The 13,994-nt window shown below is 39.1% G+C and carries 14 protein-coding genes; 2 read left to right on the top strand and 12 right to left on the bottom strand.

All coding sequences use genetic code 11. From position 1 onward, the window contains the following. Window positions 1-26: 26 nt before the first annotated feature. The 8 genes from ESP02_RS08615 to ESP02_RS08580 form a co-directional block, all read right to left on the bottom strand. Window positions 27-608 (bottom strand): TetR/AcrR family transcriptional regulator, encoded by a 582-nt coding sequence (locus ESP02_RS08615; protein ID WP_038398440.1) that lies wholly within the window; start codon window positions 606-608, stop codon window positions 27-29. A gap of 183 nt (window positions 609-791) precedes the next feature. Beyond that, complete coding sequence (locus tag ESP02_RS08610; RefSeq protein WP_002300333.1) at window positions 792-1,418, bottom strand: cysteine hydrolase; 627 nt, start codon at window positions 1,416-1,418, stop codon at window positions 792-794. Window positions 1,419-1,439: 21 nt separating this feature from the next. Beyond that, window positions 1,440-2,768 carry an FAD-containing oxidoreductase gene (locus tag ESP02_RS08605; protein ID WP_002374928.1) on the bottom strand — a complete coding sequence of 443 codons (1,329 nt, stop codon included), beginning with the start codon at window positions 2,766-2,768 and terminating at the stop codon, window positions 1,440-1,442. A 156-nt stretch (window positions 2,769-2,924) separates the two neighbouring features. Further along, window positions 2,925-3,326, bottom strand: a complete 402-nt coding sequence (locus tag ESP02_RS08600) for an organic hydroperoxide resistance protein (RefSeq protein WP_002286825.1) — start codon at window positions 3,324-3,326, stop codon at window positions 2,925-2,927. Between the two features lie 84 nt (window positions 3,327-3,410). Then, entirely contained in the window at window positions 3,411-3,617 is a 207-nt protein-coding gene (locus ESP02_RS08595) for a hypothetical protein (RefSeq protein ID WP_002308156.1), read from the bottom strand. 94 nt (window positions 3,618-3,711) lie between these two features. Further along, window positions 3,712-5,214 (bottom strand): phosphoglucomutase, encoded by a 1,503-nt coding sequence (locus ESP02_RS08590; protein WP_002374919.1) that lies wholly within the window; start codon window positions 5,212-5,214, stop codon window positions 3,712-3,714. Window positions 5,215-5,231: 17 nt separating this feature from the next. Beyond that, on the bottom strand, window positions 5,232-5,687 hold the full coding sequence (locus ESP02_RS08585) for an arginine repressor (protein ID WP_002374917.1): 456 nt from the start codon (window positions 5,685-5,687) through the stop codon (window positions 5,232-5,234). A 97-nt stretch (window positions 5,688-5,784) separates the two neighbouring features. Beyond that, window positions 5,785-6,405, bottom strand: a complete 621-nt coding sequence (locus tag ESP02_RS08580) for a GyrI-like domain-containing protein (protein ID WP_025478538.1) — start codon at window positions 6,403-6,405, stop codon at window positions 5,785-5,787. Between the two features lie 219 nt (window positions 6,406-6,624). On the opposite strand from ESP02_RS08580, the gene ESP02_RS08575 reads away from it, so the two are divergent. Next, a complete protein-coding gene (locus ESP02_RS08575; protein ID WP_002374914.1) occupies window positions 6,625-7,998 on the top strand; it encodes an MFS transporter in 1,374 nt (457 codons plus the stop codon). A 74-nt stretch (window positions 7,999-8,072) separates the two neighbouring features. Beyond that, a complete protein-coding gene (locus ESP02_RS08570) occupies window positions 8,073-9,185 on the top strand; it encodes an FAD-binding oxidoreductase (RefSeq protein WP_002374911.1) in 1,113 nt (370 codons plus the stop codon). Between the two features lie 71 nt (window positions 9,186-9,256). On the opposite strand, the gene ESP02_RS08565 is transcribed toward ESP02_RS08570, so the two are convergent. From ESP02_RS08565 to ESP02_RS08550, 4 genes are all read right to left on the bottom strand, one after another. Beyond that, a complete protein-coding gene (locus ESP02_RS08565) occupies window positions 9,257-10,894 on the bottom strand; it encodes a phosphoenolpyruvate carboxykinase (ATP) (RefSeq protein ID WP_002374909.1) in 1,638 nt (545 codons plus the stop codon). A 167-nt stretch (window positions 10,895-11,061) separates the two neighbouring features. Continuing rightward, entirely contained in the window at window positions 11,062-11,670 is a 609-nt protein-coding gene (locus ESP02_RS08560) for a LysM peptidoglycan-binding domain-containing protein (protein ID WP_002314516.1), read from the bottom strand. 384 nt (window positions 11,671-12,054) lie between these two features. Next, complete coding sequence (gene queG, locus ESP02_RS08555; protein ID WP_002374907.1) at window positions 12,055-13,206, bottom strand: tRNA epoxyqueuosine(34) reductase QueG; 1,152 nt, start codon at window positions 13,204-13,206, stop codon at window positions 12,055-12,057. An 18-nt stretch (window positions 13,207-13,224) separates the two neighbouring features. Then, window positions 13,225-13,980, bottom strand: a complete 756-nt coding sequence (locus ESP02_RS08550) for a hypothetical protein (protein ID WP_002374905.1) — start codon at window positions 13,978-13,980, stop codon at window positions 13,225-13,227. Window positions 13,981-13,994 lie beyond the last annotated feature (14 nt).

Here is a 13,994-nt window from a genome sequence, read left to right as displayed (position 1 = left end):
ACCACTTCTATCACAACCTCTAATTATTAAAGAACCTTTTGCGAAGTTAACAATCTTTCTTTGATCAATTGGAAATTCTGTCTAAGTAGTGATAGATCTTGTGTGACTTTCAACAATAAGATACTGCCCTGGATTTCAGCAATCAACGCTTTGGCTTGACGGTCTGCCTCTGCATCGGACAGTTTTTCTTCAGAAAGTGCCAAGATATTTTGTTTCGTATACTTGACCCATTGATTGACTAATTCTAGTAGCAATAGACGGAATTCTTCATCCACTGTACTCAACTCAATAATCAAATTCCCCACAGGACAGCCATGATAAGTGATTTGTGTCTCATGATCAGCGAAAATCCAATCCAACATTTCTTCTAATGCTTCTTCTGGCTGTTTTCCAGCATTTAAGATGTCTTCAAACAATTCTGTCTGCCACACGTCCATATGCGCATGGATCACCGCTAGACAAACTTCTTTTTTTGAAGAAAAGTAATAATAAAATTGACCTTTTCCCGTATCAGAAGCTGCTAGAATATCCCGGATCGACGTTTCATGATAGCCTTTTTTATAAATAAGATCTTTGGTCGCTTCCAAGATCTTTTCCTTTGTTTTCAATGATATTCTCCTTTTTCATCTCTCATAGTCCTATATTATACAATAAATTCATCATTTTATCTTCCTAATTGTTTAAAAAAAGACTGTGCCAAACTATCTGACACAGCCCTCACTATAAAACTGTTCTCTTGTAGCTAAATGTTCATTGATTCAAGAACTGCGAGGACAAAAGCAGTTCCTACCTTATGATAGTTGCTCTAATACTTCCTCTGTTGTCATCACTTGATCTGCAATAAAACCAAAGTTCGTCAACGCTGCATCCATTGCTTCCTGGCCAGGAGCACCAATTGCATCTGTCGCTACAACAACATTGAATCCACTCTCTACTAATTCACGCATATGGGAATCGCTACACAAGTTTCCGTTCATTCCACCGAGAATTACTGTGTCGATTCCATTTTTTCTCAATTGAAGCGCTAAGTCGTTGCTTTCTGGTCCAAAGATTTTATGAGGAGAGCTGATGATCGTATTTTCATCCAAATATGGTTTCAATTCTTCGATAAAATCGGCTCCTGAACCTTCTTCGACTGGTTCATATTGACTTTTTCTAGCAAACATCTGCTGCTCAAGCATCATATGTTCTCCTGCACCGCCAAATTGCCATTTATGGTCATGTGGATAAAAATAATGAGGAGAAATAAAGAGTTTGTATCCTTTTTCTTTTGCTTGTTTCACCATTTCGATCATATTTTCGATCGTATTGTATTTTTCTAAGATATCTTTTGTCAAACCAAAGCCACCGCCTGCTGGTTTCAAGAACTCGACTTGCGGGTCAGTTAGAACTACTGCTGTATTTTTGTTGTTGAACATGATAAATTCTCCATTCGTTATTTATTTTAATACATCATTTAGAGCTTCACTCATTGTTGGATGAGAATAGATTTGATCTCTCAATAACGTATAAGGAAGTTTTCCATTCATAGCTAGCGAAATCAAGTTGATGACTTCATGAGAATCTTCCGCATAGATACTTGCACCTAGAATCAAGTCAGTTTCAGGATCAACTAAAACTTTGAATACCCCTTTAGGATCTTCTAATACTTGTGCTTTAGGAACACTGCTTGTCATATACTTGAATAATTTGTAATTGACGCCTTGTGCTTTGGCTTGTTTTTCTGTTAATCCTACATTGGATAAAGTTGGAGTGATAAATACACTGTAAGGCACAGCTTTCCGGTTATTCGTTGTTCGTGTATTCTCGCCTTTCAACTGATCCATGATAATTCGATAATCATCTAGAGAAATATAAGTGAACTGTAGTCCGCCTTTGACGTCTCCAATCGCCCAAATGTTTTCCGCATCTGTACGAAGATATTCATCCACAGCAATTGCTCCGCGATCGGTCAGTTTAACATCTGTATTTTCTAATCCAAGAGAAGCTGTATTAGCTTTTCGACCAGTTGCAGCCAAAACTTTTGACGCTTGGATTGTTATTTCTTGTCCATCTTCTGTAAAGGTAACGGCAGCTGTTGATTCTTGGTCTGCTACTTCATCGACAGTCACACCTAAGTGGAACTCGATCCCTGCATTCGTCAAATCTTCTAAAATCATTTGTGCGATGTCTTCATCTTCACGAGGAAGAAATTCAGGATGGGCATCAAGAACGACAACTTTAGATCCGTATTCATTGAACATTGATGCAAATTCCAGACCAATATATCCAGCCCCAATGATCACTAATTTTTCCGGTAATTGTTCCTGATCCATTGCTTGCGTAGAATCAATCAAGTAGCGACTTGTATTCAATCCCTTGATTGGTAAAATGATTGGTTCAGAACCAGTATTGATGAAAATCCGTTCGCCTTCAACAATTACTTTTTCCCCATTATTTGTCACTTCGATTTGATGGTTAGAAAGAAAACGTGCTGTACCGTCCATCACTGTCCCAGTCGCCTCATCGCTAATCATATGATAATTTTTGGCGCGAAGCATGCCCGTCAATTTTTCTTTCCGAGCAACAGCCTCTGTAAAGTCGATTCCTCTTTCTCCATTGAAAATCAATGATTTAGAAGGAATACAGCCGATGTTGATACATGTTCCGCCATACATTCGTGTTGACTTTTCAACGACTAAAACCGATTCGCCTTTTGAGGCTAACGCCTTCGCTAAAGTCTTACCGCCCTTTCCAAAACCGATCACAATATTTTGATATTTTTCCATCCTTTTTCCCTCGCTTCTTTTTTACCTACCGATTGGTACAAAAATATGATAACCGATAATCGTCTATTTTCCAAATCATCTGCTTTGTTTGTCAAAAAAACCAGACAAAAAGCGGTCCTTTCACGTTTTTAGTCTGGTTCGATTTCCTTTATTCTTCTAAACAATCGTTACTTCTACATCGATATTTCCTCTAGTTGCTTTGGAGTAAGGGCAGAATTCATGCGCATCTTCTGCAATTTTTTGAGCTTCTTCTTCGCTGATGCCATCGATATGCACTTCTAATACTACACCGATCTGATAGCCGCCATCATCTAAATTATAAAGAGAGACACGTGCTTTTACTGTGGACTCTGCGGTCATTCCTGCTTCTTTGATCATATGTTGTACCGCCCCATTGAAACAAGAAGCATACCCTGCTGCAAATAATTGTTCTGGATTTGTTCCTTCTGCATGGATTCCCGGAGGAGTGATTTTCATATGCATCGAGCCATTGGGTGCCTCGACCTCTCCATTGCGCCCGCCATGGTTGATCATTGCTGTTTCGTATGCTTTTTTCATTGTACTGCTCCTTTCGATTGACCATTTGCTACTTGCTATAGTTATAGTGTATGACAAGTAAGGCGCTTTCTACAAAAATTCTGCTTATTCAAATACCAGAATACCGTCTTCTACTATTTTTCCAAAAAACAAAAAGATGCCACTCGTGAATAACAGAGTCATATTCGTTCCAAAATAAATAGCAATCTTTTCTAAATAATCTTTTATATGATTGATTTTAAGATACATATATACCAGAAAGTTGACCCCATAGACCAATACTGTTAAAAAAATAACCATATTCGTTACCATTTTTTTCCTCCTTTTTGCTGGCCACCCACCAGCACTCGATTTAACCTTACCACTTTTTTTGTTGTCCAAGCAACTACCTTTCAAGAAGTTTGGTTTATTCTGCTGATAATGATTCAAGATCAGAAAAATGCCCGAATAAGTTTGCTAGTTTTTCTACCACTAGCTGGTTCTTTCCGCTCTCGTCATTTTCTACCTGCAATACTAACAACGGCTCATGTAAGCTTAAACGAATCAAAAACCAACCGCTTCCATAAGGTTCTTGCAGATTATACCGAATACCTTCTTCATTTGCCGGGTCGAAGTTCATCCCTTTTTCTTCTTCCAACAGTCGCTTCATTTCTTCTAATATCTTGTTTCCTTGTTCGCGTGGTTCATCGCTGAACAACTTTAGTCGGATTTCTTGTACTTCTACAGGGTGTTTCAACTCTTTGATTTGTTCATCCAATGTGATACCTTTTCTTTTTAATTCTGGCAAAAGCATCAGGATCTTTGCGATGACGTATGCTCCATCATCCAGAAAATAATTTTCCTTGAATGCAGCGTGGCCGCTTGTTTCGATGGCTAGCTGTGTATCTTTCCCAAGACGATTAAGTTCTAATGCTTTATTGATCACATTTCGATAACCGGAAATATAACGAATTTGGGTGCCTCCTTTTTCTTCAATGAATTTTTGTAGATGAGAAGAAGTAGGAGAATTCGTTACGATCCTTGTTTCTGGATGCTCTTTTAATACGATCGTACTTAATACTGCGATCAAATTATTTCGATTGATGACTGTTCCAGAAGCACTGACCACAGCTGAACGATCCACATCTGTATCAAAAATGATCCCAAGATCTGCTTCATTTGCTAAAACAGCCTGCTTGATACTTTCCATCGCTTCTTTGTTATCAGGATTGGGGATGTGATTAGGAAATCGACCATCTGGTTCCAAAAATTGAGATCCTGTTGTATCAGCGCCTAAGCTATTCAATACTTTTTCAGCAAAGAATCCTCCAGCACCATTTCCAGCATCCACGATGATTTTCCACCCTTTTAGTGGTTTGTCATCTTGTGTTCCCATCCCTTTTTTGATTTTTGTGACTAGGTCTTGCGCATAAGGTGTCAAAAGATCTGCTTTTTCCACACTTCCTGCTTGTTCACTTTTTACTTTTTGCTGTTGTGACAGGATATAAGCAATATCTTCTTTTTCTGCCCCACCTTCTGAGGTGAAAAATTTTATTCCGTTGTAATAATAGGGAAGATGGCTAGCAGTCAGCATGACCGCAGCGTCGCATGAGAATTGTTCAAATTGAGTGGACATAAACATAGCTGGCGTAGTAGCTAATTCGAAATCAATGACATGTATCCCTTGTTCTTTCAGACTTCGGATCAACGCCTCTTTTAGTGCTGGTCCGCTGATCCTGCTGTCATGACCAATCCCAATCGTCCATTTTCTAGTTGGGTTAGTTGACTTCTTCTTTTTCTTTAGCCAGTTTGCTAGTCCCCAGCCGATCTTTTCTACCCTGTCTGTCGTCAAATTGACTTCATGACCTTCAACTGGTAATGCAATCCCTCGAATATCCGATCCATTTTGTAGCGCTTTCATATTTTCCATATAAAAGTCCTCCTCAGTTATTCCCTCATTTTTTCTAATTTTTCCGCAAATCGCTGTGCTTCTTCTTCTGAGCGGCAAATAATAATGAATGTATCTACACCTGCCATCGTTCCAACAACTTCGGGATAAGCAACTTCGTCTAACCAATTCGTTACCACATCAGCGCCATTTCGTTCAGTCAATACGATAACCATGAATTGAACAGACTGTATACGTAAAACCTCACGCCTAATTGCCGTACGCAAACGTTCTTCATTTAAAGAAACAGATGGTTGGTTAAATAATGTATATCGTACTATTTTATTTTCATTTTGGCTTTTTACTAACTTCATTTCTCTGATGTCTCGAGAAATCGTAGCTTGAGTCACATCGGCACCTGCTTCATGCAACCGTGTAAGCAGCTCTTCCTGTGTCCCAATCGGTTGTTCTGTAATCATTTGGCGGATCAATGCTTGTCGCTGTTTCTTTTTCATATTAGACACCTCTCAATATTGATTATAGCAAAAGACAAGTAATATTTCTTCTTATTTTGGTATTTTTTACTTTTATTTTTTGGCTTTATTCAGGTTGCTATCTTTTTTCTATTTTGACACGCAAAATCGTCTTCATTTTTTCAGGTGCAGATTTTCGTGGATCGCTGATATAGATTTCTTTATGTTCTTTAGAAGTTCTTTGATAGCCTTCTTCTGCAATGAATGCTTCTAATTTCTCAAAAGATTCTGGTTCTTCATCATAGGAACCGATGTGTAAGATTTGGGCACAAAGACCTTCTTCCATCTTTCCGAATGCTACTTGTTCTCTCAAGTCTTCCGGAAGTTTGCTCAAAGAACGCTGAATGGCTTCTTGTGCTATCGCTTCTGTAACAAAGTCAGGCTGTCGGATCATCAATTGATAAGAAAAATGTTCTTTTTTCATCACTGGTTCATGCAAATACTTTTCTTGTAGTCCCCATTGTCCTTCCAATGGATAGACAGTATACAGCTGATAATCAGGAATCAGCCAATTTTTTTTAGGCGACATGCGTATTGCATAGCTGACTGCATATAGACAGGCTGCTCTTCGTTTAAAGTCTTCCTGATTCGGGTCGCCGATCCCTCTGATGCTAAAGAATGGTTTTTTAGGAACCTCTAGTATTTGCGGGCTTTTTTTCATACTATAGCTCTTGTCTTTACGCCATTCGATTTTTTCCATTTTTCTTCCTCCGCGAAATTCCATTTAGTTATTTATTATCATACCTCTTTTTGAGTGACTTGGCTAATCGTGTTGACACTATTTTTCAGTTTGTGCTAGAATAAGTTAAGTAAATAAATCGTACAGATAACACGTTTCGGCGTGTCGAGAGAGAGGCGGTTTCTATTTTTATAATAGAAATCACTCTCTTTTTTTACGAAATTTTTAGAGGTGATGTAAATGACAAAACAAAAACAGCTGCTTTTAGTACCTGCAGTAATTGCAACAGGGATGATGTCTTTTGCGGGCGTATTGATCGAGACGGCCATGAATGTAACTTTCCCCACTCTTATCAGACAGTTTGATTTAACGACCGCACAAGTCCAATGGGTAACAACGATTTATCTTTTGATGATTTCGATCATTGTTCCGCTGTCTACTTATTTGAATCGCAATTTTAGTCTCAAAAAACTCTTTTTAGCTTCAAATCTGCTTTTCTTAGCAGGGATAATGATCGATTTCTTCTCTCCTACCTTCATGGTCCTATTGTTTGGTCGATTGCTCCAAGGGGCAGCGACAGGTATCGCTCTTCCGTTGATGTTCCATATTATCTTGACATTTGCCCCCCTCAATCGACGAGGCGCGATGATGGGTGTCGGTACTTTGACAACGGCCATTGCTCCAGCGATTGGACCCACTTACGGAGGCATTATGACTTCACATTTTACATGGAATCATATTTTCCTGTTTCTTGTGCCCATTTTGATCCTTTCTTTGATTATCGGCTGGTTTGCTATTCCCGAGATGGCAGTACAAAAAAATGGTTATTTGGATTGGTGGAGCGTTTTAGGAATCTGTCTTTTGTTTAGTGGAAGTCTGACATTTTTGAGTACGTTGGGAACACTTTCTAGTTGGATTGCTTTGATCATTGGCGGGATTGGCTGGTTCCTATTTTACTATCGAAGTAAAAAAGTGGAACATCCGCTGATTCGGCTGTCCATTCTTTCAAATAAAACATTCCGTTTGTTTTTGATTGGCTTCTTGGTTTATCAGTTTTTATTACTTGGTGTGTCTTTTGTCTTACCGAATTTCCTTCAGATCGTTCAAGGAAGCAGTCCTTTTGTCGCTGGATTAGCCATGCTTCCCGGTGCAGCGGTTGGTGCTTTGCTTTCTCCTTTTTCTGGTAAAATGCTGGATCAATATGGTCCGAAGAAGCCAATTTTTGCTGGATTGATCCTTTCTTTGATTGGTTGGCTAGCATTATTCCTGCTTATCGGACACGCTTCATTGGGTGTATTGATTGCCTGTCATGTTTTTTATATGGTCGGTATCGGTTTGTCTTACAGCAATATGATGACGACTGGAATGAATGCGCTGAATGAAGAACTGCAAGGAGACGGGAATGCAATGTTCAATACCTTGCAACAGTTTTCTGGTGCTGTGGCTACTTCATTAGTAGCGGTTATTATCAATTATGTTCAGCATCATACTTCCCATAATTACGAAGTGTCTACTACACTAGGATCAAAAGCGGCATTGGGCGTCTTATTGCTGTTACTTCTTATCAGCTTTGCTCGATTCGTCTATTCTCTGTTTTTTGCTAAAAAAGCGTAGTTTCCATATACGGCAGGTGTTGCATCTGCCGTTTTTTTGTGTGAAAATGGTTGTTTGTAAAAGGAGGCTTTTTTATGGAAAAAATTGCCATTATCGGTGGTGGGATCATTGGTATGACCCTAGCCAATTACTTGGATACATCAACATTCGATGTTGCTTTGTTTGATGAAGGGACAGGACAGGCAACTAAAGCAAGCGCTGGGATCATCTCCCCTTGGTTGTCAAAACGCAGAAACAAACAATGGTATCGTCTGGCTAAAGACGGCGCTGCTTTTTTCCCTAAACTTATAAAAGATTTCCAACTTGATCAAACGATTTATGCACAATCAGGGACACTTTTGCTTCGGCCTGAACAAGATTTAGCTGAATTAGCTGTTCTTGCGGAGAAACGAAAAGAAGAAGCGCCAGAAATTGGAAACATCGAATGGCTTTCACCTGAACAGACATCCCAAGCTCTTCCGTTATTGAAGCCAGCAGTTTCACTGCGTATCAGTGGTGGTGGTCGTCTGGATGGAAAAGCATATTTAGAACATCTTGGTCAGCGTTTAGTACAAAAACAAATCGAGCAGATCCAGGCAAAAGTCACCTTGCACAAGAAGAACGATTCTTGGCTCATCAAGGGATCATTTGGAGAATACACAGCTGACCGCGTAATCTTGACACCTGGTCCTGCACTTAAGCCTCTATTGAAAAAATTAGGCTATTCTGCAGATATACGTCCGCAAAAAGGGCAGCTCTTAGCATTTCAGACATCTTATAAGTTGAGTCAAGACTGGCCTGTTGCTATGCTTGACGGAGAAGCTGATTTCATTCCTTTCATGGATGGAAAGATCCTTTTAGGTGCTACCCATGAGAACGATCAAGGCTGGGATTTGGCTCCTACTAGCGAAGCTTATAAGGGATTGACTAAGAGTACAGAACAGTTCTTGGCCGATCCAAATCAGATAAAAAACTGGCCATACGAGTTCCGTGTAGGTACCCGTGCTTATACGTCAGATTTTTCCCCATTTTTTGGCGTATTGCCAGATGACCCAAGTCTACTGGCTGCTAGCGGTCTAGGCTCTTCTGGTTTGACGACAGGCCCTTATATCGGCTATCTATTAGCCAACTTCTTAAATACTGGTCATTGGCCTACGGAAGATTATCAAAAGGACATCTCCACCTATATTACGAAAAATCCATCATAGAAAAACAGCTTTTTCAAGTAAGGATTCCGAGCGATATAGCGCATGGATTACTTCTTGAAAAAGCTGTTATTTTAGTTCAATTTCTGAATCAAATTCTCCAAACTTTCTTTTGTTTCATCTGGCAAGAGATCTTTTCCTATCTGAGCTTCAATGAATCGTAAACGACTATCAAGTCGTTGTTTCACCAGATTTTTATAAGACGTATCCTCAAAAGAAACAGGAAAATCTGGTATAGGTAAATAGTGGATGTCTTCAAACGGACCAAACGACTTGAATTCTGCCGTTTGTTGCACGATTCTTTCAACGATTGACAATGTCGTTTCAGGTTTGATTTTTTTATCATCGAAATATCCAGTATTCAGGACATAGCAGGCTGTTTGCTGTTTCAAAAACAACTCTCGAAAAGCTTGATAGTCTTCCCTAAGAGGATAGACACGGAAAGGATTAGCAAATGGTTCAATGACTAGCTCATCTAGCTGTCTTTTTGTAGTGATATTTTCCGCGTCTGATCGTTTTGTTGCTAATGTTGCACCAAAAGACGCTGCTAAAACCGGGTCATTGATCTTGATAATTGGCGGAAGTGAATCATCTTTCATGATCCAAAAAACAGCATCGATCTTTTCGCTAAGATGATCGGTTCGGTCTGGTGTCGCATAACGTGATTTGACTGTCCGCCCATTTCCGTTTCGTATATCTCCTGTCACTAGGACTTTTTCTCCTTTACTTGTACATGTCACGCCCACATTCTGACAAGTAAGGAAAGAAGAAATGGCCGGATCATCAGACGGATAGTCTTGTGTTTTATCAAAGTAAGAAGGTTCCAAGGCAGTAGCAAAACCATTTTTTCTAGAAATAACAAAAGCATCGTCATGTAGGATCGTAACAGAGTGCCCTTCCGAATGTTTTGCTAAGGTGATCGTTGATTTTCCAGAACCGGACAACCCAAATACAGCCATCGTATAAGTCTGATCATTACTAGTATATTGTTTCATCCCGCCATGGCAGGCAATAAAACCATTGCGATTCCCCAATGCCCAAGCAAGCGTCAAAGTCGCTTTTTTTAATTCCCCAAAGTAACGTAATCCTAGCACAGCAGCTGTATTATGGAGAGAATCAAATAAAACGAGTCCATTGGGAAAGGCTTCATGCGTCCATTCGGGATCACAAAAGATATAAAGATCTCCCTCGTCAAAGGACGCAGATTTTTGATAAGTAGCCAAGGTCTTCGCATTCGCTGGCTGAAAATTCAGTATATAAGAATACAAATTGTTCTCAAATCCTTCTGGAATCAACAAATGACTTTGTACAGAAAATTCTTCAGATAGACCAACGATTACTTTTGTATGATAAAATTGTCGCTTTCGACTTTGATACACGGCTTCTCTCAAAATCTTCTCGTATTTACTTTGCTCCTTGTCCAAGTCCTCAAAGATACGCCGAGCACTTGCTGTTCTTCCTACAATACTTCCATCATTGAATACTAGTGTCCTAGCATCAGCTGGTAAATCTAGTTCTTCAGCATGTGAGACTGTTATATCTGTGATGATCGTTCCTGGACTCCCTTTTGCTAGTTGATAAGCTGTTTTCCTGTCAAAAACTTCTTGAACATTATTACCGTAGAATGCCGTTTCAACAATGGATCGAATACTGGATAGCAGTGGATTTTCACTTGTGATTTCCTCTAATTCGAGACTCTCTTTTGTACTCATGGCTCCTCCTCATCCCCTAAACAAAAAAAGCGTTTTCTTTATTATACATTATCCGAGTTTTTATTTGTACTGCTGTGCTGAGGGAAACAAATCATTTATTTTTCATAAAAAAAACCGAGAACTTGAATAAACAAGACTCTCGGTTTCATCATTTTTCTTTTATCGGCTTAGTACCAACCGTTTGCTAACCAGAATGTTTTAGCAGCATCCCATGAACCATAACGAGATGTTACGTATTGTTCTGCTACACGTTCTTGATTGGCAGCTGAATAGTCGCCGTTTAAGTATGAAGCATCTAATTGGTAACGGCCAATGTAACGTCCGTTAGTAGCTGTGTATGAACCGCCTGATTCTTTTTGTGCGATCCATTCTTTTGCAGAGCTTGAAGTTGGCGCCGTTGCAGCAGCTGGGGCAGCAGGAGCTACTTCAACTGTTTCAACAGGTGCAACGTATGTATGTTCTTGCGTTGCTGTTTCAGTTGTAGATGCTGTATTTTCTGTTGTGTTGCTTTCTGTTGTTGCTGAAGAATCATTTGAAGTTGGGATTGTTAATTGTTCACCAACATAAATGCGGTTGATGTCTGCAATTGAATTCTTTTCAGCAATTGCATCGATCATTGAGTTGTCTCCTGCAAATTTTTGTGAAATCTTAGATAATGAATCACCTGATTTTACTGTGTAAACTTCATCAGCGTGAGCATTTGTAGTTCCTACAAACATTGCAGTAGCACCAGCAGCAAAAGTTGTACCTAAAACAATTTTCTTAAATGAATTCATATTAAACTCCTTTTTTTCTCCGTTTTTTATTCTTTCGACGCTATTAACTTTATCATTTAGAAATATTTCATAGGTAAAAGAATCATGACATTTAATGACAAAATGACGGATTATTTAATATTTGTAACATTTGGAACAAATAAAAAATCAGACTAAAGTCGTAGAACCTAATGAAATCAACAAAGGAAACGATTTTTCATGTTTTTTTATATTCCATGAAAAACACATGTTTTTGTAACATTTCTCCTCATTTCTTGTAAAAAAACTAGAATTTTTTTATTTGTATCTCTCATAATTTATTAAAAAAGTGTAAAAAATAAAAAAAATCCAGTAATTGTTACAACAATTACTGGACAAAAACAATGAATAATGCTTGCTATTTTTTTATTTTAACTTTCTCCGCAACAATTTTTGTGCATGTTCTAGTTCATTTATGACGACTTCTTCCGATTCTTTAGCTAATGTTTCATCTAATACATCAAGCCATTTTTCTGGCTCTTTTGTTCCGAGACGTCCAATAGCCCAAGCTGCTGTTCCTCTGATGACAGGGCGGACATCCGTTAAACATTCTGAAATCTCAGGCAATGCCGTTCGGTCTCCTAGATTAGCTAAAGCGATCAATGCGTTTCTCTGCAAAGGTTTTTTTCCACGCCACGAACCGGCTAAATGCCCAAATTGCTGCTTGAAGTCTTTATTCGACATCGACAGCATCGGCTTTAATTTTGGATATACTTCATCTACTTTTGGTTCCATCTCTTCATGAAAATGAAAATCTTTTCCTTGATTGTAAGGGCAGACTAACTGGCAGATATCGCATCCATAAATGACATTTCGCATTTTTTTCCGATATTCTTCGGGCATCATCCCTTTTGTCTGCGTTTGATAAGATAAACATCGCTGTGCATTCATTCTGCCATCACCAAGCAATGCTTTCGTCGGACAAGCAGTCACACAGCGCATACAGTCACCGCAACCAAACTCTCCTGGTTTATCCGGCTCAAATACGATATTAGTGACAATCTCACCAAGATAGACAAATGAACCGAACTCTTCGGTGATCAACAATCCATTTCGGCCGATAAATCCTAATCCAGCTCGCTGTGCTACAGCGACATCGATCAGTTCCCCAGTGTCTACTTGCGGAGCTAGACGCCATTCCTCTTCTTTTTGCCATTTTTCTGCTCTTGTTTGGATGAATTCGATCAATCGATTCAATCGGTCTCTCAGTATATCATGATAGTCGATTCCCCATGAGGCACGAGCAAATTGCCCACGTTTTTCATCCCTAGGTACTTCTTCATGGATCCTAGTAGGATACGCAAGAGCAATGGAAATGATTGATTTTGGCTGATCAAATGTCATTTCTGGATAAAGACGCTCATCGATATTTGGGTGTTCGAAACCAGAAGTGTGGCCGGCTGCTTTTTGCTCTTCCAACGATTCTTTTAATGAATCAAAAGGCTCCGCCGTCGTAAACCCGATCTTGTCAATTCCTAATCGTTTGCTTTCTAGTATGATTTCTTCTTTTAATGTCATGGTCTTCCTCGCTTGTTGTTAACGGCTGTATAATCCATAATATAGTTTTTCTTTTTTCAGTTGGACAAACTGGATCTGCTGATCAGCAATCTTCTTTTCTTCCATCCATTTTTTTCTTGCAGCAAATACTTCCCAATAATTTGTCGAAATCAATTTTCTTTTGTTATCCAATGCGTTGAAAAAATTCAAAGAAACTGGTTTTGTACTTAACAATTCATGGAGCCTTACCTCTTCCCATGGTGAAAACTCAGACAGATCGCGGGAATACAGTACTTCTTCATAGAGATTTTTTTGCTGCGTATACGTGAATGTTTGCGGGATCTTTCCGGGTCTGGCAATTTCTACTAGACGGTTATAAAACATATTCATTAATTTGCTGTTGGCAATAAATTGACTTTTATAATAGGCCGACTGGATCTTTTTGATTACTCCTTCTGCTTTGATTACTGAAAACAAAGCAGGCCATGCTTTGACGGTTATTTCGTCGTTTTGTTTAACTAATACGCCAGGTGTGAAGCCGACTGGAGAAAGGAACACAAAATAACCGATACCGGTATTTTCATCTAAAGGCTGAAATTCATCAAACAACCATTTGCCTATGTACAGCTGCTCTTCATCTGGTTCTGTTGTCTCGTTTTGATTTGCTATGAATAATTTAGCTAATTCTGCTTCAAGAAATTGAAGGTCTTGATCCTTGTCGGTATTTTCTTGCTGGCTGATCAATCGAAATACTTCTTCTTTAATCGTATATTTATCTTTACGTGTAAAATTCATAGCCACACCTTCCT

This window comes from Enterococcus sp. NBRC 3427, assembly GCF_007996925.1.
Classification (GTDB): Bacteria; Bacillota; Bacilli; order Lactobacillales; family Enterococcaceae; genus Enterococcus_B; species Enterococcus_B lactis.
Note: the sequence above shows the minus strand (reverse complement) of the source record. Positions and strands in the feature narration are given on the sequence as shown.